The organism is Flavobacterium cutihirudinis (assembly GCF_003385895.1).
Classification (GTDB): domain Bacteria; phylum Bacteroidota; class Bacteroidia; order Flavobacteriales; family Flavobacteriaceae; genus Flavobacterium; species Flavobacterium cutihirudinis.
Map to the genome: position 1 here is coordinate 1,290,285 of NZ_QRDQ01000007.1, position 23,823 is coordinate 1,314,107.

The window sequence follows — 23,823 nt, forward strand, 5'->3', positions numbered from 1 at the left end:
ATAGTTTAAAAGTAACAAAGCAACAACCGTTCTACGTTACAAAGTTTCCTAACTTTGTTGCAAATACAAGAATTCTAATGCTTAAAACTGCTTTCAACCATTACATCAATAATTTTAAAGGATTTACTAGAGAAATTTGGATACTTACTTTGATTACTTTTATCAATCGCGCGGGAACAATGGTACTTCCGTTTCTATCGAAATATTTAAAAGAAGATCTTCATTTCACTTACAATCAGGTTGGTTGGATAATGGTAGCTTTTGGTTTGGGTTCCATGTTGGGTTCCTGGCTAGGAGGCAAACTCTCAGACAAAATTGGCTTCTATAAAGTAATGATCTTCAGTTTGTTTACCAGCGGAGTTTCACTTTTTTTCGTTCAATATATTACAACATTCTGGACGCTTTGCTTTGCAATGTTTGTATTAATGACCATTGCCGATATGTTTAGACCGGCCATGTTTGTCTCTTTAGGCGCCTACGCAAAACCTGAAAACAGAACTCGTGCTCTGACTTTAGTAAGATTAGCGGTAAATTTAGGATTTGCTGCCGGCCCTGCTCTCGGAGGTTTAATTATAATGGGAATGGGATATTCTGGCCTTTTTTGGGTTGATGGCGCGTCGTGTATTCTCTCGATTTCAATCTTTGCACTATTGGTAAAAGAAAAGAAAAAAGCGATTCACGATGATAAAGCAGAAAGTGCGGGAGATATCAAATCGGTTTTTCATGATAAAATTTTCTGGGTATTCTTATTTGTAAGCTTTGTGACGGCAATGATTTTCTTTCAGTTGTTTACGACATTGCCTTTATATCATAATGAAAAATTTGGTCTAACGGAATTTCAGACTGGTTTATTAATGACCTTAAACGGGCTTCTTATTTTTGCTCTCGAAATGCCTACAGTTGGTTTTATGGAGCGAAAAGGTGTTCCTAAAATCAAAATTATAATTGTAGGATCTTTTGTAATGGCATTTAGCTTCATGCTCTTATTAATTAATGTTTGGGCCGGAATCCTGGTTATTGCAATGATTTGTATTTCGATTGGAGAAATTTTAACCTTTCCTTTTTCCAATGGATTTGCTTTGAGCCGCGCTCCACGTAGTCAGGAAGGACGCTATATGGCGCTTTATACGATGAGTTTTAGTTTGGCTCATATTGTAAGTTCTAAAGTTGGCTTCGAAATTATCGCCGATTTTGGCTATCAGACCAATTGGTTCTTTATGGCTTGCATTGGTGTTTTTGCAACATTCTGTTGTATTTGGGTAAAAAAAGCATTGGTCCGCGAAAAAATATCTTAAAGTTTATTTTCTTCTAAATAATTAAATTTCAATTCATTACATTTGAATTGAATTAGCTTTTTACATCTAAATCTAAACCTTTAACTTAAAAAATAGTTAAATAACTACTTTTATAGTTGCGTAACTATAAAAATAGTTGTAGGTTTGAATTAAAATTAAAAGAGATGCAAAAGTTAACCAACAAAGAAGAAGAAATAATGCAAATTTTATGGAAGCTTAAAAAAGCATTCGTAAAAGAGATTCAGGCCGAGATAACTGAAGACCAACCGCATTATAACACGCTTTCGACTATAGTTCGAAATCTGGAGGAAAAAGGTTTTGTGGCGCACAACGCATTTGGAAATACACATCAGTATTACCCAATTGTCACTTTAGAGGCGTACAGCAAAAAGTACATGAAAACAGCTATCGATAATTATTTCAACAGCTCGTATAAAAATATGGTTTCATTTTTTGCAAAAGAAGAAAAAATTTCTGCTGCAGAACTTCGTGAAATTCTGGCAATGATCGAATCTCCAAAAGAAGAAAAATAATAGTTCTATGGAAGCACTTCTTATTTATATTGCAAAATCTACAGGTTTAGTTATTCTATTTTTCTGTGCTTATCATTTTTTACTGCGAAAAGAAACTTTTTTTAATAGTAATCGTTGGTTTCTGCTTATTGGTTTAATTACTTCAGCTGTTTTGCCACTTGCAGTTTATACAAAAATTATCTGGGTCACTCCTGCTCCAATCCGCAATTTAAATATGAACCAGATTGCTTCCATTCAAAACTCACAAACTGAAAAAATCTTTGAGATCAATTGGTTCATAATTGCCACTACTATATATTTTATTGGCTTTCTTGTTCTAATGATAAAACTGGCAATGGATTTTTACAGTCTTCATTCTATTTTAAGAGGAAAGAAAATTCAGCAGCAAGCCGACTTTAAATTTATCGATACAACCGAAAACATTGCTCCATTTTCTTATTTTGAATATATCGTGTACAACTCATCAATGTATACTGATTCAGAATTGAAAAACATTATCGAACATGAAAAAGTACACAGCGATCAAAATCATACTGTTGATGTTCTTGTATCCCGCTTTTTTTGTCTGATATTTTGGTTTAATCCCGTAATCTGGCTTTATAAAAAAGCGATTACTCAAAACCTGGAGTTTATTGCTGATAAAGAAGCTGCTGAAAAAATAGCAGATAAAAAAGCGTATCAGTACACCCTTTTAAAAATCACAACACATGAAAGCTGTGTTGCAATCACCAATCATTTTTATCAATCATTAATCAAAAAACGAATTGTTATGTTAAACAAAAATCAATCAAAAAAAAAGAAGTTCCTGGAAATTCTACGTAGTGATTCCGGCGCTTATGGCTTTTGTTTTGTTATTTCAGATTGAAATAATTGCAAAAGAGAAAAGATCAATCAAAACAGAAGTTCATCAGAGTAAAAATACTTCTGAAGATGTGTACAAAATCAGTAAAACAACATCCGATAAGGAAATCAAAGAAATTATTGAGAAATTAAAGAAAGACCACAATATCGAAGCTATAATTTCTGACGTTGAACGAAACTCTAATAATGAATTAACAACACTAAAGATTGAGCTAAAAAGAAATACTGAAGAGGCGCAAGTTTTTTTAATTAGAGGAAGTGTAGCTATTAAGGATTGTCAAATTGTGATAGGTACTGAAAGTGATGGTTCAAAAAAGATCGATTTTTTAACTGAAAATGATATTGATGAAGTAAAAGTCGTAAAACAAGACCAGAAAGTTGAAGTGAAAAAAATTAAGAATTCTAAAATCAATTGCGATGTTAAAACTAATAGTAATACTCATACAAGCATTAGTACAAGCACTTGTACAAATACTGCCGATGTTAATGTAAATGTAAATACAAACGTTAACACAGATGCTAAACCTATCGTTGTAAGCTATAACTCTAACTTTTCAAATGAACCTAAAATTGTATACGTTTCAACAAATGAAAAGGGTAAAGTAAAATATGAAACAAAAGTTGTGTACATAGATAGAAATGTTTCAGATGATGCAAAAGATAAAGACAACAGTACATTTAAAATCAAAACCATCAATATCAAAAATGGCGAAGATGCTTCAAAGGATAACAAAGAAAGTGTAATTGAGATTGAAAGAAATTAAGAATCCTCTTTAAAAAGTAAAAAAAACAATGCAAAAACTCACCAATAAAGAAGAAGAGATAATGCACATTTTATGGAAGTTAAAAAAAGCTTTCGTAAAAGAAATTCAGGCAGAAATAACTGAAGATCAACCGCATTACAACACGCTTTCGACTATAGTTCGCAATCTTGAAGAAAAAGGTTTTGTAGCACACAATGCTTTTGGGAACACACATCAATATTATCCTGCAGTTACTTTAGAAGCCTATAGTAAAAAGTACATGAATACAGCTATTGATAATTATTTTAACAGCTCATATAAAAATATGGTTTCATTTTTTGCAAAGGAAGAGAAAATTTCTGCCGATGAATTGCGTGAAATCTTAGCTATGATAGAAAACCCAAAAGAAGAAAAATAACCACTATGGAAGCACTTTTCATTTTTATCGCCAAAGCCAGCTGTTTAATAGCAGTATTTTATTTTGCCTATTATTTCCTGCTACGCAAAGAAACTTTTTTTACAGGAAATAGATATTTTCTACTGGCTGGATTACTAACTTCTGTTATTCTACCCTTTATAATTTATACAAAAGTCGTTTGGGTAGATCCTGTTCCTGTTTCGTACGCGCCAGTTGCAAATTATCATTATGCATCTTCATATACACCACAAATTGCAGAAGAAGAATCTTTCGAAATCGACTGGAATTTAGTTTATCTGGCAATTTATGTCATCGGGTTTTCGGCATTTATGATAAAGTTTGCTATAGATTTTTACAGTTTAAATTCTGTTTTAAAAGGAAAAAAAATTAAGCAACAGGAAGATTTCAAATTGGTAGACGTTAATGAAAACATTGCACCTTTCTCCTATTTTGACTATATCGTGTACAATTCATCACTGTACAGCGAAGCAGAATTGCAAAGTATCCTGGAACATGAAAAAGTGCACAGCGATCAACATCATACAGTTGATGTAATCATTTCAAGAATTTTCTGTATTCTTTTTTGGTTCAATCCGCTTATATGGTTTTATAAAAAAGCCATTCTTCAAAATCTGGAATTCATAGCGGACAGTGAAGCTTCCAAAAAAATATCAGACAAAAAAGCCTATCAGTATACGCTTTTAAAAATAACAACACATGAAACTTGTGTTGCAATCACCAATCATTTTTATCAATCATTAATCAAAAAACGAATTGTCATGTTAAACAAAAATCAATCAAAAAAATGGAACTATTGGAAGTATTATGCAATAGTTCCGGCACTTGCAGCATTTGTACTTTTATTTCAAATAAAGACCATTGCGCAGGAAAAAGCAGCGACGGCAAAAACTATAAAAGAAAGCTCAACATCAGCTAATCAGGATTCAGAGACTTTCAAAATTACCAAAACAACTACAGATCAGGAATTAAAAGTAATCGCTGAAAAAATCAAACAAAGTCATGGTTTTGATGTTGCTATTTCTAATATAAAAAGAAATGCAAATAAAGAATTAACAGGTATAAAAATAAACATCAAGAGAGGATCTCAAGAAGTTCAAACTGTACAAATTAATGGAGATGAGGCAATAAAAAGTTTTGGTCTTGTAGTGTCAACAGAAGGGAATGATGTCAAAAAAATTGGCGTTGTAACAGATGCTGAAACAAACAAATCAATGCAGCTTCAAGATCGCATCGCCGATGCTGAAGAAGTAAACAGCCCAGCAAATAACGATATTGTGCCTCCTACACCTCCAACTCCTGCGAGTGTAGGCAATATTGTGCCTCCGGTACCACCAGTTGCTCCGGTATTTCCTGCAGGAGCGCTTCCACCTGCGCCAGCTGTCGACATGTCTAAAATGCCAAAACCTCCAGTTCCACCAAAGAATACAATGGACAAAGTTGCCATGCAAAAATTTGAAAAGGAAATGGAAGAATTTGAAAAAAAGATGGAAAAATTTCAGCCTAATATAGATGCAATGTCTGCATATGGTGACGCTGTTAGTGAAATCATGTCGAAACGCGGAGCTATCTTTGAAAAAGAAATGGAAAAATATGAAGTTGCCATGCAAAAATTTAATTTTGACATGGACAAATTCAACATGGACATGAAAATGAAATTTGGTCCTGATTCACAAGAATATGAAAATAGCATGAAACAGTATCAACAGGATATGAAGCAACATCAACTTGAAATGAGACAATATCAATTGGAGATGAAGCAAAAGGAAAAACAAATGAAATTACGTGAAAAAGAATTGAAAAGATGGGAAAGAGAGAATAAAAAATCTTAATCTATAGTTTAAACATCATTTAAAAACCAGCGCCAAAAGCACTGGTTTTTCTATTAATAAAGTATTTTAATTTTATAAGAATAATATAAAATGGAAAAAAAACTTATAATTCTTTTTTTATGTTTTAGCTTTTCAGTTTTAGCACAACAAAACACAAAAGACATTTATATTCTGATGGATAAGACAGCTTCTGTATTAAAAGAAAAATCAAAAGCTAATTCTATCTCTATTGGCGTTGTCAAAAATGGCAAAACATATACGCGTCATTACGGCGAAATTGACAAGGGAAAAGAAAATATTGCCAATAATAATACTGTTTTTGAAGTAGCGTCTATTACTAAATTATTTACTGGTTTACTTACCGCCCAAGCTGTTCTAGAAGGAAAATTAAACCCTGATGACGATATTAGAAAATATATTTCAGGCTCGTATCCAAATTTAGAATATAACGGAAAACCAATAACTGTAAAGGATTTAGTCTCTTTTAGAACTGGTTTTAACAAAGATCTTCCGGATAATGATGAACTCCGAAAAAATCGCAATGATAGTAGTTATTTAGCTTTCAAAAAAATTGATGAATCTTACACCAAAGAAAAATTCTTTGAAGATCTCAAAACCATAAAACTGGACACTTTACCGGGAACCAAGTTTAAATACAGTAACGGAAGTTTGAACCTGACAGCTCATATCTTAGAAAATGTCTACAAGAAAAGTTACGAAACCCTGCTAAAAGAAAATATATTCTCTAAGCTGAATATGACGTCAACTGGAATAAATTTAGATTCAAACACAGTTATCGCAAATGGTTACAATCTAAAAGGAGTTCGAATGCCTGGCATTTCTGATAATCTTTGGGGTGCTGCTGGTAAGTTAAAATCTACTTTAAGTGATTTGACTAAATTCATTGCTTATGAGTTGAATAACAAAAATAAAATTGTTCAGGAATCGCAGCGAAATCTCTTAAATAGCTCAACAACCTGGAACGGTTATTTTTGGGATTATATAGAAGTTGATGAAAACGGCAAAAATTGTTGGAAACATGGCGGTGCATTTGGTACCCAAAATATGCTTCTCATATATCCTGAGCGACAACTTGGTATATCTATTATTGTAAATATAAGTGATGAAAATACCGGAAATGCTTTAGGAGAAGCAATTATAAAATTATCTACTGATTTACTGAGTGAGAATAAAAAACAATCCGGAATTTATGGCTATAAAATAGTTGATGATAAAGTTGTTTTTACATATGAATATGACAAATCTTTAAATCCTGATCTAGTTAAAACTGTTTCAATTGCAGGTTCGTTCGATAATTGGAATCCAAATGACAAAAATTATCAAATGATTCAGAAAAACAAAAACACATTTGAGTTAGCGATTCCAAAATCGCAATTTGAAAAAGACAAAACGTACTTATTCAAATTTGTGATTAATAAAACCGGATGGATGGAAGCTCCAAAAAATGTGATTAACAGAGAGGTCGATGGTGACGAAAATCTCATTCTTAAAATCTGATTTTTCAATATTCTAAACTCAAAAAGACTTTGCAGGTGCAAAGTCTTTTTTTGTATATCTTTGCAAAAAAATCTCCTATGTATAAAATTTTAGCCAAACTAAATAAAATCCTTTTACCAAGCTTTACGAAACAAGGTTTAGATATCTCAAAAGCAAAGAAATGGCAAATGGCTTTAATTGGCTACCGTGCTTATGTAACGAAGCGCGCTTTAGGATAATCAGTAAAAATACAGTCTCTATTAGGCAGAAAAATTTTCTTTTTCTGTGTCTTTTATAATGAAAAATAAAGAAATTACCCTTCCTCCCGTTCCTGCAGTATTATTGGCAATTATTAGTGTACAATGCGGAGCGGCGATTGCAAAAACACTATTTCCGGCAATTGGAGCCGCAGGTACCGCATCGATGCGTATTGGCGTTTCGGCAATACTACTTTTATTAGCTTACAGGCCCAATTTAAAAGCAATAACTGCTGCACAGTGGAAAATTGTTATTCCTTACGGCTTATCATTAGGCGCAATGAATTTGGTCTTTTATCTCGCAATCGAAAGAATTCCAATTGGATTGGGTGTAACTTTAGAATTTATTGGCCCACTCGTGGTTGCAATAGCAGGTTCAAAACGATTAGTTGATTATTTTTGGGTATTGCTTGCCGCAATGGGAATTTTATTAATGGCACCATGGACAAACAGTCGCTTGGATTCTGTGGGCGTTATATTCGCTTTACTAGCGGGCGCATTATGGGCGACATATATTGTTTTAGGCGGAAAAGTTTCAAAAATAATGAATGGCGGCGAAGCTGTTTCAACCGGAATGTTATTTGCAGCACTTCTAATTTTGCCTTTTGGTTTCTTTGAAAATGGACTTTCAAATCTAACTCCTAAACTTTTCGGAATGGGAGTTGCTTTAGCACTTTTATCCAGTGCGATTCCCTTTACATTAGAAATGAAAGCTTTAGGTCAGCTTCCTCCAAGAACTTTTAGCATTTTAATGAGCCTCGAGCCCGCTGCTGCTGCAATTTGCGCTTTTATTTTCTTGCAGGAAAATCTAAGCTTTTCAGAAATTCTGGCAGTAGTTTGCGTTGTAATAGCTTCTGCTGGTTCGACATTGACAGCAAAAAGATAAAGTTTTAAAATCTCAAAACTAAAAATTCCAAAATCCAATTTTAAACTTGGAACTTGGAATTTTTAGTTTTTGAATTTGATTAGTTCTATTGTTTTGGCAATAATACAGCATCAACTACGTGAATTACACCGTTCGATTGATTCACATCAGCAATTGTTACTTTAGATTTATTTCCGTTCTCGTCTGTAATGTATAATTCTTTTCCATCCATCCAAGCTGTTAAAGTTCCACCGCTAACCGTTTTAAGCGTTGCTTTTCCTTTTCCGGCTTTTATTGCTTTAGCAATATCTGATGCATTCCATTTTCCTGCAACAACATGATAGGTTAAAATCGTTTGAAGCATTTTTTTGTTTTCTGGTTTCAATAATGTTTCAACCGTTCCTGCAGGCAATTTATCAAATGCCGCATTTGTTGGAGCAAAAACTGTAAATGGCCCTTTTCCTTTTAAAGTTTCAACTAAATCGGCAGCTTTTACAGCAGCTACTAATGTTGTGTGATCTTTTGAGTTCACGGCATTCTCAATAATATTTTTGTTTGAATACATTGCAGCACCACCAACCATTACTGATTTTTGAGCAAAAGATGTGAATCCGAATGTCAAAGCTAAAACTGCTGTGGCTAAAAATTTTCTAGTTTTCATAATTAATATTTTAAGTTATATTCTCATTTACGCTGGATTATTTGTTTTGGTTTTAGAGAAAATCAAAACAAACAGAATAAAACATGAAATATTCTCAAAATTCATTATAAAACAGACCTTTAGAAGCATAAAATATTTTTAATTATTTTTTGCAGATACCTAAATTTTGTCTATATTTTATTATTAACTTTAAAATAAAAATCAGATTCATATGCAAAATCTACCTAAAAAAGTCAGAAGTAAAAAGTTAAATTCAAGAGTTGATTTAACTGCAATGGTCAGCGTTTCTTTTTTGCTGATTATATTTTTTATGGTTGTTGGGGAATTGTCTAAGGCGAAAGCTATGGGTTTGAGTTTACCTGAAAAATATTCTGATAAAGAATTTACCTGTATAATTCGTTGTGGTGGGGATTCAAATCGTATTATTACAATTTTATTAGATGAAAATAATAAAATAATTACGTATTCAGGTCTTTTAGCTGTGACAAGGGAAAATCCAAAAAAATTAGATTATAGCAAAAACGGAATTCGTAAAGAATTATTTAAAAAAAACAGTAAAATTATAGAATACTCGACAGCACTTGGAAAACAAAAAAATGGTGCAATTGTAATCATAAAACCAAGTAAAAAATCAAATTTTAAAAATCTGGTAGATATTCTAGATGAAATGGCCATTGCTAAAATAGATACTTATGCAATTGTAAATGATTTTTCACCAGAAGAAACAGAACTATTAGCCTCAAAATAAAAAAAATATTTACAAAATGATTCATGACTCCGCGAATTGACAAACGTAAAACCTGAAACTCTAAACAAAAAAAAGTCCCACATTGCTGTGGGACTTTCTATTTATAAAAAAGCTAAGAATTATTTTTTCTCAGTTTTTTCCATTTTAGCTTTTAAAGCAGCTAATACATCATTGTTGTCACCTAAAGTCGCAGCTGGTGCGTTTGTAGATGCAGATGTAGTAGTTTCAGCAGCAGCTTTCACGTTTTTCTCTTCTTCTTCACGGAAGATAGCAGTGTGAGAAGCAACTACTCTTTTGAATTCTTTGTTGAATTCAATTACTTTGAAATCAGCAGTATCACCTTTTTTCAATTTCTTTCCGTCTTCTTTTTCAAGGTGACGAGTAGGAATGAAAGCAACGATATCATCTCCGAATTCTACAGTAGCTCCTTTGTCAACGATTTCAGAAATTTCACCATTGTGGATAGTTCCTACAGCGAAAGAATCTTCGTATTGATCCCAAGGATTAGCAGTAGTTTGTTTGTGACCTAAAGATAATTTACGTCCTTCAACATCTAATTCTAATACTACAACATCAAGTTTTTCACCAACATTTACAAATTCAGATGGGTGTTTGATTTTCTTAGTCCAAGAAAGGTCAGAAATGTAGATTAATCCATCAATTCCTTCTTCTAATTCTACGAAAATACCAAAGTTTGTAAAGTTTCTAACGATACCTGTATGTTTAGAACCTACTGGGTATTTAGAAGTAATGTCAGTCCATGGATCTTGAGTCAATTGTTTGATACCTAATGACATCTTACGATCATCTCTGTCAAGAGTTAAGATAACTGCTTCAACAACATCTCCAACTTTCACGAAGTCCTGAGCAGAACGTAAGTGAGTTGACCATGACATTTCAGAAACGTGGATTAAACCTTCAACACCTTCAGCAACTTCGATAAATGCACCGTAATCAGCGATTACAACTACTTTACCTTTTACTTTATCACCAATAGTTAAATTAGCATCTAAAGCATCCCATGGGTGAGCGTTTAATTGTTTCAATCCTAATTGAATTCTTGTTTTCTCATCATCGAAATCAAGGATTACAACGTTTAATTTTTGGTCTAATTCAAGAACTTCACTTGGGTGGTTGATTCTGCTCCAAGAAAGGTCAGTAATGTGAATTAATCCGTCAACACCACCTAAGTCAATGAACACACCATAAGAAGTAATGTTTTTAACAACACCTTCTAATACTTGTCCTTTTTGTAATTGACCGATGATTTCTTTTTTCTGTACTTCAATATCAGCCTCGATAAGCGCTTTATGAGATACAACAACGTTTTTGAATTCGTGGTTAATTTTTACCACTTTGAATTCCATCATTTTGTTTACATATACATCGTAGTCTCTAATTGGCTTAACGTCAATTTGAGATCCTGGTAAGAACGCCTCGATACCGAATACGTCAACGATCATACCTCCTTTAGTTCTACATTTAACAAAACCGTTAACGATTTCTCCAGTTTCATTAGCTGCAATAACTCTATCCCAAGATTTGATAGTACGTGCTTTTCTGTGAGATAATACTAATTGACCTGTTTTGTCCTCACGGATGTCGATTAATACTTCAACTTTGTCACCTACTTTTAAGTTTGGGTTGTAACGGAATTCATTTAAAGAAATAACACCTTCAGATTTAGCATTGATATCAACGATAACGTCTCTATCTGTAATTCTAACAACAACTCCTTCAACTACTTCTTCTTGATCTGTAGCGATGAAAGTTTTAGATACTAGTTCTTCAAACTCTTGTAAGTTTTTCTCATCTACTGCATCAATTCCTTCTTGGAAGTTATGCCAGTTAAAATTTGCTAAAAACTCTTCTTGTGATTTTAATTGTTCAGACATGCTGATAAAAAATTTGTATTCTGTTTTTCTCGAGTTTCTTCATGCGATAGAAAATACAGAAGTTGTTTTACATAAATGGTTGATACCTAAAGGAAACTCTTCTCCGCCAAAAGGTTTGCAAAATTACTACAAATATTTCGACTTACAAAATAAATTCGAGTTGATTATCAGTGAATTGTTTAGAAGCAGAAGTTTTTAGGTTTTTCGAGACGTGAAGTCCCGCTATCCGTTGCAATCTTTTATGCCTCCCGATAGCTATCGGGACCGGCATAAAAGGATTTTCACTTCTATCGGGGCTAGGTTAGAAATTTCGTTTTCATAAGATTCATGCCAAGCAAAACCCGACAGGTTTACTATGTGTAACTATCTTTGTCATAGTTTTGAACTTTGACAAAGGTTTATTTCAGATCTAACTCAAATAATTTTGGATTTTCAAATTTATTTTCGTCAAGCTGAAAATTTTTATCATAAAACTTCCATGGAGAATTAGCAAAATAATATAATTTATCTCCAACTAAAGTAGCTAGCGCTGGCTCATTCAATTCTTCTCTATTATTTTCTAAAACTTTAAAATCAATTATTTTAGCTTGTGCTTCATTCAAATTAAATTGCATAAGTCGAATAGGCACTACTCCATTTTCAATAGCTATTAAAGAATTATTATAGAAAAGCAATCCATCGATTCCTTTTTTAGAAACTTCTTTCGGGAATTCGAGCCAAAAATCTTTTTTGTTTTTCAAATCAATCACAAATATTCCTTTCAAATAATCGGCAACAAATAGTTTTGATTCACTCGCATTAAATGTAATTCCTTGCAGATTAAAAGCTTCTGTCCGTAAATCTTTCCAAAGAATCAGATTATCTTTTTCAATTTTATAAAGAATCGGTTCAACACTGTCCGAAATATAAATTTCATTATTCTTTGCTACGATAAGATCTCCAAAAACATGGTTTCCTTCAATTGTATATCGTTTTACTAATTTTTTAGTCGCAATTTCAATCTTCAAAATCTCACTTTTCCCATCTGTTTCTTTGGCAAAATTTTTCATTTCAGGAATAGCAGAGCAAGCAACCCAAAGATATTTCTCGTTGTGATCTGTTTTTAAAGCAAATACAGCATAAGAACAATCTGCAAACCAATCTGAGCATTTTCCGAAAGCATCAAACGAAACGATTTTTTTATTCCGAATACTCGATGATAGCCAAAGTTTTTCTTTCTCCAAATAAAGCAATCCTTCAGGATGCAAATCTTTCTCAGAAAGCTGTAGTTTCTCCACCGAATTTTTAATGGTTTTAGATTGAAGATTTTTCAATTCGACTAAATCTTTAAAACCTTTATCATTTTTAATAGAGATAAAATCAGCATCGTCTTCAAAAGCAATTGTATTATTTGCCAAAACCATCTTTTTTAAAACAGACAAAGCTTCTTCTTTACTGCCATTCAAAGCATAAGCCGATGCTAAATTATATGTAAAAGCAGGATGTGCCGGACGAATACTATCTAATTGTCTTGCCAATTTTAAAAACAAAACATAATCCTTGCTTTTATATGCTTCAATACTTTGATCATACAGAACTTTAGTTTGAGCAAATCCGGAAATTCCAATCAAAAGCAAAACAAATAGTTTAAGTTTCGGCATAGTTAAAGCATTAAAAAGAATTATTAAAGTTATTATTTTTATTTCAATACATCATGTTATTACACAAGAAACCCGACAGGTTTTAAAAAACTGTCGGGTTTCTTGTGTAATTATCTTTATAACTAAAATCTAAAGTTAGAATCTTAATGACTCAAATTCTCAATTTCCTTCGGATCATGTTTATGCTTAAATAAAACAGCAAACGCAATTGCAATAACCAAAGCATAAGCTGCAAACGAAAGCCAGATTGTATGCCAATCTTTCATCAAAATTGGATTCGCAAAAATTCCATCTGTAGAAACTGAATTTCCTTGGCTTTTTACAAATTCTAACATTTTAGAATTTGTTGTGTCCGTTTGTAAAAAACCCGCTAATTCTGTTGTATTGGCAAATGATTTTGTAAAGAAACGATCGATTGCCCAACCTGAAGTCAAACTTCCTAAAACTGCTCCCACTCCATTGGTCATCATCATAAACAAACCTTGCGCAGAAGAACGAATTTTAGAATCTGTATTACTTTCAACGAACAAAGAACCTGAAATATTAAAGAAATCAAATGCCATTCCGTAAACGATACAAGACAAGATAATCATCCATAAACCATTTACAGGATCTCCAAAAGCAAACAATCCGAAACGTAATACCCAAGCAAGCATACTAATCAACATTACTTGCTTAATTCCAAAACGTCTTAAGAAAAAAGGAATTGCCAAAATAAACAAGGTTTCCGAAACCTGAGAAATTGACATAATAATAGTCGAATATTTAATTACGAAAGAATCAGCATATTTTGGAAAATGCTTAAATTCATCTAGGAAAACATCACCATAAGCATTCGTTAATTGAAGCGCTCCTCCTAAAAACATAGAAAAAACAAAAAACAAAGCCATTTTATAATTAGCAAACAGCTTGAAAGATTCTAAACCAAAAGTTTCCATCCAAGTTGCATTCTCTTTAATTAGACGCTGTGGTTCACATTTTGGCAATGTAAATGCATACAATCCTAAAATCAACGCACCAATTCCGGCAATATAAAACTGATATTCAGTCGCTTTACTTCCGGTTAAATTCGTAATCCACATAGCAACAATAAAACCAATTGTTCCCCAAACACGAATTGGAGGAAAATCTTTTACAATGTTTTTATTGTTCAATTTAAGCGAAGTATAAGATATCGAATTGCTTAAAGCGATTGTCGGCATATAACAACACATTGCCAAAAGCATTACTATAATAAAAGTATCTGGTGTAGCAACTTGTGCAATTCCAAATAAAACAGCTGCATAAAGTATATGTAGAGCACCGTATAGTTTTTCGGCATTAATCCATCTGTCGGCAATAATACCTGTAAGCGTAGGCATAAAAAGAGAAGCGATTCCCATGGTTCCAAAAACGAGTCCAAATTGAGTTCCTTCCCAGTTTTTTGTACCAAACCAATAATTTCCTATTGTTATAAGCCAAGCTCCCCAAACAAAAAATTGAAGAAAGCTCATTATAATCAATCTATTTTTAATCCCCATATGATAAAATTGTCTTTAAAATAAAAATGAAGCGGTAAAACTACCATTTAAAATAATATCTGCAAAGAATTACGTTGTTTTTACAACATCATTTATTAATTCTAAAACAGCAGCAAACTGTTCTTCTTTATTTAAGTAAGAATTATCTATTTCAATTGCATCATCGGCAATTACCAATGGAGAATCTTCACGATGAGTATCCATATGATCGCGATCAACAACATTTTTTAAAACTTCTTCATAGGTTACGTTATCACCTTTTTGTTGCAATTCATCAAAACGTCTTTGCGCACGTGTTTCAGCACTAGCTGTCATAAAAATTTTAAGTTCTGCGTTAGGAAAAACAACAGTTCCGATATCTCTTCCATCCATCACAATACCTTTATTTTTTCCCATTTCCTGTTGTTGTTCTACCAATTTAGAACGAACTTCAGAAACAGCAGCTACTGCGCTTACAAAATTAGAAACCTCAATAGTCCTAATTTGCTTCTCTACATTTTCACCGTTTAAGTACATTTCAGCAAAACCTAAATCAGTATTAAACTTAAATTCCAATTGAATTTTAGGTAAAGCTTCAATCAACGCGTTTTTATTGAAAGAATCAATTGTAATAAATTCATTTTGCATTGCAAAATAAGCCACTGCACGGTACATTGCTCCAGTGTCTACATATACATACTCAAGTTCTTTTGCCAATTGTTTTGCCAAAGTACTTTTTCCTGTTGATGAAAATCCGTCGATAGCAATTGTAATTTTTTTCAATTTTTTATTTTTAAAATTTTTATTCTTCTAAAGTTCCAGTTCTTTAATAATAAATATTTAGCAAAATATTTGATTCAGAAGCGTCTATTAACTTCGCTATTCTTTCGAAATATTTCTTATTCACCATCGGACAGCCAAAACTATTGCAAATGTAACCATCTTTCTCTTTATATGGAACATCATAGTAATAATGAAAGACAATATCTCGCCTAAATGCATTGCTATTCGTTTTATCCAAACCATGCAATCTATAAGCCTTCCCAAACTTTCCTACATAACTATTTCCAATACAATAACTTCCCAAAGAAGTACTCAATGAATTGGGAACATTGCTAAATTTAAGCTTTCCTTTTATCTCAGTTTCAGAACCCGAACCATGCGCAACCAAACCTTTATCTAATATTTTATTTGCTTTTAAATCATACACGAAAAATCTATTTTTCCCTGAAGGAATTTTCATATCGATCAAAAAAGCGATTCGTCTATTGTATTTCGAATCACTTTCAATAATCCTTTTTAGAATTTTAATCTGATTTTCAAATCTTTGATTTTCAATAATCTCAGCTGTATCCTTATTTCTCCATAAAGCTTTATAAGCAATAAAAGACAGAATAGTAAAAAAAACATAACCATAAAACTTTTCTCATACTTGAAACAGCTCCAAAAAAAAACTTTTTATCATCGAAAATTAAATTAATCTCGATAATAAAAAGTTTTTTTTTACTCTTTTATATTTTTTAATAAGAACTATTTTAATAGTAAATATCCATCAAAATATTCGTTTTAGAACTATCAATTAGCTTTTGAATTCTTTTGAAAAATTCTTCATTCACCATAGGACAACCATGACTATTGCTGATATAATACTCTTGCTCATCATAAGGTACAGCTGAATAAGAATGCAATACAATAGCTCTCTCTAAGGCTTTGTTATTAGTCTCTTCTAATCCTGCCAATCTATAAGCTTTTCCAAAAATTCCTTTATATGTTTTTCCAATTGCATATTTACCTAGTGCGGTGCAATTAGAATTTGGCGTATTGCTGAATCTCAGCATGCCTTTGATACCAGTTTCAGAACCAGAACCATGAGCTACAAGACCTTGATCTATAACTTCGTTCTTTTCTAAATCATACACAAAAAAACGATTTTTCCCGGAAGGAACTTTCATATCAATCAAGAATACAATTTTAGAATTGTATCTACGATCGTTATTAATCAAATTTTTTATGTCTGTAATTCTGCTGTTAATTCTTTCGATCTCGACATTGGTTATCGTAGATTCTTCTTTGAAATAGTGTTTAGCTCCCGTAAAAACACTCACAGTCATGAACATAAATAAAGTAAATATTTTCATATTGTCACTGAAAATTTAAAATTAAACCAAAAAGACTTGTATTTGCTGCCAACGTATACCTTGAATAAGAATAGTTAAATTTTAATTTATTCATTCTTAAGCCAAATCCTAATGAAACTCCAGAAAAATTACGCTGTTCATCGATTCGTAATTCTTCTCCTCTTCTAAAATTATATCCTAAACGCACATTAAATGCTCTTTGTGGAAAAAGCTCTAAACCTAAAACCACATGTCTTAAAGCATTATTTGCAAACGAGACTTTCTCGTTACTTGTTGATCCATCAATATTGGTTTCTCCACGAACGGGGTTCGAAAAAGAAATATTCCATTGCTGTAAATTTTCTAATGAAAGATGCCAGCGAAGTGGTACATGTTCTAATTCTTGTGAGATACCAGCAATAATTTCAAAGGGCAAATTCTCTTTAATTCCTGAGTAAGTTGTAAATTGGGTTCCCATATTACGAAATACTAAGGCCAAATTTACATTATTTTTTTCAATTTGATACATAATTCCCACATCAATTGCACCGCCAATTGAATTATAACTTTCTAAAGTCGAAGTTATTAACTTTCCATTTACTCCAATATGAACATCTGTATAAGGAATATTGTACGCGTATCCCAACGTGAGCGCACCCTCACTCCCAGTAAAATCGGAGGTTGACTGACCATTTTCGTCGTAACCTTCAAAGCTGCCATAGTTTATATAACTCACTCCAGCATAAAAGGTCTGGATGTGTCTGTCATAAGTATAAGCATATGAAGCAGTCCCATAAGATGCTTCTCCATAATAGCTTCCGTAATTCATCGCAAGATGATTGTCCATATCTTCATTTAAAACCGCGGGATTAAACATCACCTGATTAACATCTTCATCATAAATTGTAATTGTCTTTCCTCCTAACGCTGCCTGTCTCGGCGAAGACGTTAAATTCAGAAATTGATAGGTGTAGCGCCCTCCAATTTGCCCGAAAGATGTCGAACAAATTAGCAACATAAAAAATAAAACAATCTGTTTTAACATGTTTTTGGAACGTTCCTATGTGGGAATAACGTAAAAGCAAAGATAAAATTATATAACAGCAAAAATAAAATTAAAACTTAATTAAATTCCAATAAAAAAATTCCAAATCCCAATTGAATCAAAAGCTGAAAATCCAACAAAAAAATCCAAACTCCAACCTGTTAACTTACAGTTTGGAATTTGGATTTTATAATATTGAAATTTTTAAATAAAGCTTATTTCAATTGTTTTGCGTTTTTTACATTTTGATCTGTAAGAGCTAAAGCCAAAACTTCGCTCATTTCTTTTACATAATGAAAAGTAAGACCTTCCAGATATTCTGCTTTGATTTCATCAATATCACTTTTGTTTTCGTGACACAAAATAATTTCTTTAATGCCCGCTCTTTTCGCAGCCAAGATCTTCTCTTTAATTCCGCCAACAGGCAATACTTTTCCGCGAAGTGTAATTTCTCCTGTCATCGCAAGGTTTTTCTTCACTTTCTTTTGCGTTAACAATGAAACTAAAGATGTTAGCATCGCAATACCGGCACTTGGGCCATCTTTTGGAGTTGCACCTTCCGGCACGTGTAAGTGAATATTGTATTTTTGGAAAAGTTCAATTGCCAAACCAAGCTTTTTAGCATTTGCTTTGATGTATTCTAAAGCAATCGTAGCCGATTCTTTCATTACATTTCCAAGATTTCCTGTAATAGTAAGAGAGCCTTTTCCTTCAGAAATCAATGATTCAATGAATAAAATATCGCCACCTACACTTGTCCAGGCTAAACCTGTTACAACGCCGGCAACATCATTATTTTCATATTTATCTCTTTCTAATCTCGGAACACCTAAAACACTTACAATATCTTCATCTGTAACTTTTTTGTTGTACTCCTCTTCCATCGCAACAGCTTTTGCAGCGTTACGAATTACCTGTGCAATTTTCGTTTCAAGATTACGAACTCCAGATTCTCTTGTATAGCCTTCAACAATTTTTTCTAATTGTTTTTTACCAATTGTCAAATCTTTTGAAGTTAAACCGTGTGCCTCCAACTGTTTCGGAAAAAGGTGTCTTTTTGCAATTTCAACTTTTTCTTCAATAGTATAACCAGACATTTTGATTACTTCCATTCTGTCGCGCAATGCTGGCTGAATTGCAGCCATGTTGTTTGACGTTGCAATGAACATTACTTTAGATAAATCATATCCCATTTCAAGGAAATTATCATAAAAAGCACTGTTTTGTTCTGGATCTAAAACTTCTAACAAGGCAGAAGAAGGATCTCCACTGTTTCCGTTTGATAATTTATCAATCTCATCTAAAATAAATACTGGATTTGAAGTCCCAGCTTTTTTTAAACTCTGAATAATACGTCCCGGCATTGCACCTATATACGTTTTTCTATGTCCGCGAATTTCTGCTTCATCGCGTAAACCGCCTAATGAAATACGGACATATTCACGTCCTAAAGCTTCAGCAACTGAACGCCCGATAGATGTTTTACCAACTCCCGGAGGACCTGTTAAACATATAATTGGAGATTTCATGTCATTTCGCAGTTTTAAAACTGCCAAATGCTCAATCATTCTTTTCTTAACTTCATCAAGTCCAAAATGATCTTTATCTAATATTTTCTGAGCATGTTTCAAATCGAATTTATCTTTAGAATATTCACCCCAAGGCAACTCTAAAAATAACTCCAAATAATTTCTTTGAATTCCGAAATCCGGAGATTGCGGATTCATACGACGCATTTTAGACAATTCTTTTTCGAAATGTTTCTGCGTTTTTTCATCCCATTTTTTGGTTTTCGCTTTCTGCCCCATTTCGTCCATTTCCTCTTCCTGCGAAACGCCTCCCAATTCTTCCTGAATGGTTTTCATTTGCTGATGAAGGAAATATTCACGCTGTTGCTGATCCAAATCAAAACGAACTTTTGACTGAATATCGTTCTTCAATTCTAATTTTTGAAGTTCGACATTCATATAACGTAATGTTTCCAAAGCACGTTCTTTCAATCCATTTATAGATAAAAGACCTTGCTTTTCTTTTACAGATAAATTCATGTTTGAAGAAACAAAATTGATCAAAAACGATTGACTTTCAATGTTTTTGATTGCAAATGTAGCTTCAGATGGAATGTTTGGACTTTCTTTAATGATCTGAATTGCTAATTCTTTTACAGAATCTAAAATCGCTGTAAATTCAGTGTCGTTTTCGTCTGGACGTTCTTCAGAAACTTCTTTAATTGTAGCGGTCATATAAGGATCTTCTGAAACCACATCATCGATTTCAAAACGTTTTTTTCCTTGTAAAATAACTGTAACATTTCCGTCAGGCATTTTTAAAACACGCAGAATTCGGGCTACAGTTCCTATTTTATGAATATCATCTTTAGACGGATCTTCATCTTCTTCATTAATTTGAGAAACAACTCCAATGATTTTTCCGCCTGCATTGGCATCATTAATCAGTTTAATAGACTTATCTCTTCCCGCAGAAATTGGTATAACAACCCCCGGAAATAAAACAGTATTACGCAAAGGCAAAATTGGCAACGAGAGCGGCAACTCTTCGTTGTTCATTTCTTCTTCGTCTTCTGGAGTTAATAATGGAATTAATTCTGCTTCTGAATCAAATTCCTGAAGTGACAGATTGTCAATAGTGAGTATTTTATGATTTGACATAATAATATATAAGTCGTTTTGTCATTAAAAGTTTAATACAGTCTACAAAAGTAACATTACTTGGGGCAGATTCTAGTAAAATTATGCTAAATGTTATCTTTACAAGACAGGCCATAAAAATAGACAATCATTATGCCAAAAGCAAAAAAGGAAATTCTTATTCAATTTTAGATGCAATTTGGTAATCTGAAAAATAATTTTCAAAAAAAATAAAATTAATTTTATAAAAGTGTAACAAATAAAAAAATCACAAGTCATTATAAAAAACTAGCAACCATTACTTGAGTATAACCAATCAAAATATCGAAGAATTAATCGCGCTTTGTAAAGAAAACAATCAGAAGGCTCAGTTTGAAATTTACAACCGATACAGTAAAGCTATGTACAACGTAGCGTATCGTATTGTAAAAGACGAACATTTTGCACAAGACGTCATGCAGGAAGGTTTTTTGAAAGCATTTACAAAAATAAACGACTACAAACAGGAAGTCGCTTTTGGCGCGTGGCTGAAAAAAATAATTGTCAATTACAGCATTGATTTTTATAAGAAGCAAAATGCTTTTCAGGTTGAAGATTTAAGCAAAACGCTTTATAAAATTGAAGAAAATGACACTTTATATTCTGACGGCATTGACATTGATTCGCTCAAAGTAAAACAGGTTCTTGATACCATTTTAGGCCTAAAAGATAATTATCGAATGGTATTAACGCTCTTTTTTATTGAAGGTTACGATCAGGAAGAGATTAGCGAAATTTTGAATATCAGTTATGCAAACTGTCGCACCACATTAAGCAGAGCAAAAGAAAGTTTGCGAAAAAAATTAGAGGAATTATGAAAAAGGAAAATGACAATTTAGATCAATTATTCAACAAATTTGAAAACCAATGGGATGTTCAGGAAATGAATCCGGATCATCAGGAAGTTTTTTTGAATAAACTAAACAGAAAACAACCCAAAAAGAAAAATTATTGGTTTGCAACCGCTATTGCAGCTTCAATAGTATTAATGCTTGGAATATCTGTTTTTTACAAGAATGAAAAACCAAAAGAATTCAAATTTGCCTCTAAAGAAACGCAACGAACTGATTCTATTTTCAACATCTTAATTGACAACGAACTAGTTAAACTAAAAGAAAAAAGTTCGCCTGAAAATGAGCAAATCATTAATGATGCCTTAAATCAAATGAAGCTTTTCGACGCCGACTATCAGAAGATTATTAACGAATTGCAGAAAAACGGTGAAAACAAACAAATTATTTATGCGATGATCAGTAATCTACAAACCAGAATATCTTTCTTACAGACTGTATTAAAACGAATTGAAGAAAACGAAAATTTAAAAAACACTACCGATGAAAAAACATTATAAAATAGCGTTTCTATTTCTTTTGATTCCTTTTTTAGGATTCTCAAATGATGATACTTTTATTTCAAAACAAAAAAGCATCAAAAAAACCTATATCGTTAATTCAAATGCCGGAATTGACATTGATAATAAGTATGGAAACATTTCGGTTTCGACTTGGGATGAAGACAAAATTGATCTTGACATTACAATAAAAGTAACCGGAGGAAATGAAAAATGGGTAGATGAAAAACTAAACAGTATCGATGTAAATATTACAGCATTAAAATCGATGGTTACTGCAGTTACACAAATAGGAAATTCATCTATGAAAAGCAAAGGAAGCAGTAATAGTTTTGAAATAAACTATGTCATTAAAATTCCTAAAAGTGGAAGTGTAAAACTGATGAATAAATATGGTAACATTTCTACTCTCACAATCGAAGGAGCGACTAATATTGCCTGCAAATACGGAAAAGTTACTTTAGGAAAACTAAACAACGCCAGCAACAGACTGCAAATTGATTATTGTCAAAATTCTTCGATTGATTTCGTTAAAAGTGCTACAATAGAAGCCCGTTATTCTGGTTTAAAGATTAATGATTCAGGCAATGTAACTCTTGATGCAAATTATACTGATGTCACTGTTGGCCAGGCGCAAAACATTAAATATGAATCAAATTATGGAAATTTAAAGTTTGAAAAAGTAAACTCTATTACTGGTGCAGGAAATTACCTTACAATTGGTGTTTCTGAACTATCTAACAGCTTAAATATTGATGCTACTTATAGCAAACTAAGTGTTTCTACTATTACAAGCAGCGCAAGTAATATAACTATTTCAACTGGTTATACGGATGTTTCACTAGGTTATGATCCTAATTACGCTTTTGATTTTGATATTAACACCAGATATGGCGGAATCAAAGCTGACAATTCTTTGGATATTTCAGTAAGTGAAACTAAAAATACCAGCAAAAGAATTAGCGGAACTAATAAAAAGAAAGGTCAGAATAGTATAAATATAAATTCCAATTACGGAAACGTAACATTAATCAAAAAGTAATAATCTTAAAAAATCAAACCAATGAAAAAATTAATTCAATTATCAGTTTATGGGCTATTTTTAATAGGCTTTACAGCTAATGCTCAATCAAATAAAATAAAAGGTAACGGTCACATTGTAAGCGAAACCAGAAAAACTTCAGATTATGATGCTATCAAAGCAACAGGTTTTTTTGATATTGATTTGGTTGCGGGCAATGAGGGAAATATCACTATTAAAGGAGAAGAAAACATTTTAGCCGCAATAGTTATTGAAGTTGAGGATAATGTACTAAAAATCTACACAAAGAAAAATTTTAATATTTCACCTAGTGCGGGTAAAAAGGTAGAAATTACAGTTCCTTTTGAAAAAATTTCAGAATTAACAATGTCAGGTTCAGGAGATGTTACATCAAAAAATCCGATTAAAAATGACAAATTCGTAGCAAAACTTTCAGGATCTGGAGATGTTGATTTAGATGTTCTGACTAATTCTTTTGAGTTTAATTTAAGTGGTTCAGGTGATGTTAAATTAAAAGGAAGTTCTGACAATCTAGCAGTTAAACTTTCAGGATCTGGTGATATTCAGGCAGGTGATTTGAAAGCTAAAAATGCTGACGTAAGTATTTCAGGATCGGGAGATGTAAAAATTAATTGTAATGAAAGCTTAACAGCAAGAGTTTCAGGATCAGGCGATATTTCATATGCAGGAAATCCTGAGAAACGCGATGTAAAAGTTTCCGGATCAGGAAGCATTTCAAAAGCATAATTTCATTTAAACAGCTTCATAATACAAGGAACTATAATCATCAATCAAAGTGAAAACAATTATTCCTTTATT

23 protein-coding genes are annotated in these 23,823 nt (G+C 32.4%); 14 read left to right on the forward strand and 9 right to left on the reverse strand.

What is annotated here, in order from left to right; all coding sequences use genetic code 11:
* Positions 1-77 precede the first annotated feature (77 nt).
* The 9 genes from BD847_RS05635 to BD847_RS05670 all read left to right on the forward strand — a co-directional run bounded on the left by BD847_RS05635 (position 78) and on the right by BD847_RS05670 (position 8,340).
* Positions 78-1,295 carry an MDR family MFS transporter gene (locus tag BD847_RS05635; RefSeq protein WP_115887260.1) on the forward strand — a complete coding sequence of 406 codons (1,218 nt, stop codon included), beginning with the start codon at positions 78-80 and terminating at the stop codon, positions 1,293-1,295.
* A 164-nt stretch (positions 1,296-1,459) separates the two neighbouring features.
* Positions 1,460-1,828 (forward strand): BlaI/MecI/CopY family transcriptional regulator, encoded by a 369-nt coding sequence (locus BD847_RS05640; protein ID WP_115887261.1) that lies wholly within the window; start codon positions 1,460-1,462, stop codon positions 1,826-1,828.
* 7 nt (positions 1,829-1,835) lie between these two features.
* A complete protein-coding gene (locus BD847_RS20940) occupies positions 1,836-2,693 on the forward strand; it encodes a M56 family metallopeptidase (RefSeq protein WP_244201563.1) in 858 nt (285 codons plus the stop codon).
* Complete coding sequence (locus BD847_RS20945) at positions 2,665-3,453, forward strand: hypothetical protein (protein WP_244201564.1); 789 nt, start codon at positions 2,665-2,667, stop codon at positions 3,451-3,453. Before BD847_RS20940 ends, BD847_RS20945 begins: the two co-directional genes overlap by 29 nt.
* 28 nt (positions 3,454-3,481) lie before the next feature.
* The gene (locus BD847_RS05650; RefSeq protein WP_115887262.1) at positions 3,482-3,850 is read left to right on the forward strand and encodes a BlaI/MecI/CopY family transcriptional regulator; all 369 of its coding nucleotides are present in this window, start codon (positions 3,482-3,484) and stop codon (positions 3,848-3,850) included.
* Between the two features lie 5 nt (positions 3,851-3,855).
* The gene (locus tag BD847_RS21115) at positions 3,856-5,700 is read left to right on the forward strand and encodes a M56 family metallopeptidase (RefSeq protein ID WP_115887263.1); all 1,845 of its coding nucleotides are present in this window, start codon (positions 3,856-3,858) and stop codon (positions 5,698-5,700) included.
* Positions 5,701-5,790: 90 nt separating this feature from the next.
* Positions 5,791-7,218, forward strand: coding sequence for a serine hydrolase (locus BD847_RS05660; RefSeq protein WP_115887264.1), 1,428 nt, complete (start codon positions 5,791-5,793; stop codon positions 7,216-7,218).
* A 77-nt stretch (positions 7,219-7,295) separates the two neighbouring features.
* Entirely contained in the window at positions 7,296-7,436 is a 141-nt protein-coding gene (locus tag BD847_RS05665; protein WP_115887369.1) for an SsrA-binding protein, read from the forward strand.
* Positions 7,437-7,494: 58 nt separating this feature from the next.
* Positions 7,495-8,340 carry an EamA family transporter gene (locus tag BD847_RS05670; RefSeq protein ID WP_115887265.1) on the forward strand — a complete coding sequence of 282 codons (846 nt, stop codon included), beginning with the start codon at positions 7,495-7,497 and terminating at the stop codon, positions 8,338-8,340.
* A gap of 85 nt (positions 8,341-8,425) precedes the next feature.
* Here BD847_RS05670 and BD847_RS05675 read toward each other — a convergent pair whose 3' ends face one another.
* Positions 8,426-8,980 (reverse strand): fasciclin domain-containing protein, encoded by a 555-nt coding sequence (locus BD847_RS05675; RefSeq protein WP_115887266.1) that lies wholly within the window; start codon positions 8,978-8,980, stop codon positions 8,426-8,428.
* 211 nt (positions 8,981-9,191) lie between these two features.
* On the opposite strand from BD847_RS05675, the gene BD847_RS05680 reads away from it, so the two are divergent.
* Positions 9,192-9,728 carry an ExbD/TolR family protein gene (locus BD847_RS05680; RefSeq protein WP_115887267.1) on the forward strand — a complete coding sequence of 179 codons (537 nt, stop codon included), beginning with the start codon at positions 9,192-9,194 and terminating at the stop codon, positions 9,726-9,728.
* Between the two features lie 119 nt (positions 9,729-9,847).
* Here the strand turns inward: BD847_RS05680 and rpsA are convergent, their stop codons facing one another.
* The 8 genes from rpsA to lon all read right to left on the reverse strand — a co-directional run bounded on the left by rpsA (position 9,848) and on the right by lon (position 20,593).
* Positions 9,848-11,623, reverse strand: a complete 1,776-nt coding sequence (rpsA, locus tag BD847_RS05685) for a 30S ribosomal protein S1 (protein ID WP_115887268.1) — start codon at positions 11,621-11,623, stop codon at positions 9,848-9,850.
* A 398-nt stretch (positions 11,624-12,021) separates the two neighbouring features.
* On the reverse strand, positions 12,022-13,263 hold the full coding sequence (locus BD847_RS05695) for a TPR end-of-group domain-containing protein (RefSeq protein WP_115887270.1): 1,242 nt from the start codon (positions 13,261-13,263) through the stop codon (positions 12,022-12,024).
* A 143-nt stretch (positions 13,264-13,406) separates the two neighbouring features.
* Positions 13,407-14,783: a nucleoside permease gene (locus BD847_RS05700; RefSeq protein ID WP_115887271.1), complete on the reverse strand. Its 1,377-nt coding sequence runs from the start codon at positions 14,781-14,783 to the stop codon at positions 13,407-13,409.
* A 69-nt stretch (positions 14,784-14,852) separates the two neighbouring features.
* Positions 14,853-15,545, reverse strand: coding sequence for a (d)CMP kinase (gene cmk / locus BD847_RS05705; protein ID WP_115887272.1), 693 nt, complete (start codon positions 15,543-15,545; stop codon positions 14,853-14,855).
* A gap of 43 nt (positions 15,546-15,588) precedes the next feature.
* Positions 15,589-16,158, reverse strand: a complete 570-nt coding sequence (locus BD847_RS05710) for a murein L,D-transpeptidase catalytic domain-containing protein (RefSeq protein ID WP_115887273.1) — start codon at positions 16,156-16,158, stop codon at positions 15,589-15,591.
* A gap of 139 nt (positions 16,159-16,297) precedes the next feature.
* Positions 16,298-16,900 carry a murein L,D-transpeptidase catalytic domain-containing protein gene (locus BD847_RS05715; RefSeq protein ID WP_115887274.1) on the reverse strand — a complete coding sequence of 201 codons (603 nt, stop codon included), beginning with the start codon at positions 16,898-16,900 and terminating at the stop codon, positions 16,298-16,300.
* A 4-nt stretch (positions 16,901-16,904) separates the two neighbouring features.
* Positions 16,905-17,924 carry a type IX secretion system protein PorQ gene (gene porQ / locus BD847_RS05720; protein WP_115887275.1) on the reverse strand — a complete coding sequence of 340 codons (1,020 nt, stop codon included), beginning with the start codon at positions 17,922-17,924 and terminating at the stop codon, positions 16,905-16,907.
* Positions 17,925-18,139: 215 nt separating this feature from the next.
* On the reverse strand, positions 18,140-20,593 hold the full coding sequence (gene lon, locus BD847_RS05725; protein ID WP_115887276.1) for an endopeptidase La: 2,454 nt from the start codon (positions 20,591-20,593) through the stop codon (positions 18,140-18,142).
* Between the two features lie 281 nt (positions 20,594-20,874).
* On the opposite strand from lon, the gene BD847_RS05730 reads away from it, so the two are divergent.
* The 4 genes from BD847_RS05730 to BD847_RS05745 are packed head-to-tail and all read left to right on the forward strand — an operon-like array spanning position 20,875 to position 23,751.
* Positions 20,875-21,429, forward strand: coding sequence for an RNA polymerase sigma factor (locus BD847_RS05730; protein WP_115887277.1), 555 nt, complete (start codon positions 20,875-20,877; stop codon positions 21,427-21,429).
* Positions 21,426-21,962, forward strand: a complete 537-nt coding sequence (locus tag BD847_RS05735; protein WP_115887278.1) for an anti-sigma factor — start codon at positions 21,426-21,428, stop codon at positions 21,960-21,962. Before BD847_RS05730 ends, BD847_RS05735 begins: the two co-directional genes overlap by 4 nt.
* The gene (locus tag BD847_RS05740) at positions 21,946-23,004 is read left to right on the forward strand and encodes a DUF4097 family beta strand repeat-containing protein (RefSeq protein ID WP_115887279.1); all 1,059 of its coding nucleotides are present in this window, start codon (positions 21,946-21,948) and stop codon (positions 23,002-23,004) included. The genes BD847_RS05735 and BD847_RS05740 overlap by 17 nt, the downstream gene beginning before the upstream one ends.
* Positions 23,005-23,025: 21 nt before the next feature.
* Positions 23,026-23,751, forward strand: a complete 726-nt coding sequence (locus BD847_RS05745; RefSeq protein ID WP_115887280.1) for a head GIN domain-containing protein — start codon at positions 23,026-23,028, stop codon at positions 23,749-23,751.
* Positions 23,752-23,823 lie beyond the last annotated feature (72 nt).

Bases quoted from the DNA above. Each gene is read 5' to 3' on its own strand.
- BD847_RS05635 (WP_115887260.1), top strand. From the start codon at position 78: ATGCTTAAAACTGCTTTCAACCATTACATCAATAATTTTAAAGGATTT.
- BD847_RS05640 (WP_115887261.1), top strand. From the start codon at position 1,460: ATGCAAAAGTTAACCAACAAAGAAGAAGAAATAATGCAAATTTTATGG.
- BD847_RS20940 (WP_244201563.1), top strand. From the start codon at position 1,836: ATGGAAGCACTTCTTATTTATATTGCAAAATCTACAGGTTTAGTTATT.
- BD847_RS20945 (WP_244201564.1), top strand. From the start codon at position 2,665: ATGGCTTTTGTTTTGTTATTTCAGATTGAAATAATTGCAAAAGAGAAA.
- BD847_RS05650 (WP_115887262.1), top strand. From the start codon at position 3,482: ATGCAAAAACTCACCAATAAAGAAGAAGAGATAATGCACATTTTATGG.
- BD847_RS21115 (WP_115887263.1), top strand. From the start codon at position 3,856: ATGGAAGCACTTTTCATTTTTATCGCCAAAGCCAGCTGTTTAATAGCA.
- BD847_RS05660 (WP_115887264.1), top strand. From the start codon at position 5,791: ATGGAAAAAAAACTTATAATTCTTTTTTTATGTTTTAGCTTTTCAGTT.
- BD847_RS05665 (WP_115887369.1), top strand. From the start codon at position 7,296: ATGTATAAAATTTTAGCCAAACTAAATAAAATCCTTTTACCAAGCTTT.
- BD847_RS05670 (WP_115887265.1), top strand. From the start codon at position 7,495: ATGAAAAATAAAGAAATTACCCTTCCTCCCGTTCCTGCAGTATTATTG.
- BD847_RS05675 (WP_115887266.1), bottom strand. From the start codon at position 8,980: ATGAAAACTAGAAAATTTTTAGCCACAGCAGTTTTAGCTTTGACATTC.
- BD847_RS05680 (WP_115887267.1), top strand. From the start codon at position 9,192: ATGCAAAATCTACCTAAAAAAGTCAGAAGTAAAAAGTTAAATTCAAGA.
- rpsA (WP_115887268.1), bottom strand. From the start codon at position 11,623: ATGTCTGAACAATTAAAATCACAAGAAGAGTTTTTAGCAAATTTTAAC.
- BD847_RS05695 (WP_115887270.1), bottom strand. From the start codon at position 13,263: ATGCCGAAACTTAAACTATTTGTTTTGCTTTTGATTGGAATTTCCGGA.
- BD847_RS05700 (WP_115887271.1), bottom strand. From the start codon at position 14,783: ATGGGGATTAAAAATAGATTGATTATAATGAGCTTTCTTCAATTTTTT.
- BD847_RS05715 (WP_115887274.1), bottom strand. From the start codon at position 16,900: ATGAAAATATTTACTTTATTTATGTTCATGACTGTGAGTGTTTTTACG.
- porQ (WP_115887275.1), bottom strand. From the start codon at position 17,924: ATGTTAAAACAGATTGTTTTATTTTTTATGTTGCTAATTTGTTCGACA.
- lon (WP_115887276.1), bottom strand. From the start codon at position 20,593: ATGTCAAATCATAAAATACTCACTATTGACAATCTGTCACTTCAGGAA.
- BD847_RS05735 (WP_115887278.1), top strand. From the start codon at position 21,426: ATGAAAAAGGAAAATGACAATTTAGATCAATTATTCAACAAATTTGAA.
- BD847_RS05740 (WP_115887279.1), top strand. From the start codon at position 21,946: ATGAAAAAACATTATAAAATAGCGTTTCTATTTCTTTTGATTCCTTTT.
- BD847_RS05745 (WP_115887280.1), top strand. From the start codon at position 23,026: ATGAAAAAATTAATTCAATTATCAGTTTATGGGCTATTTTTAATAGGC.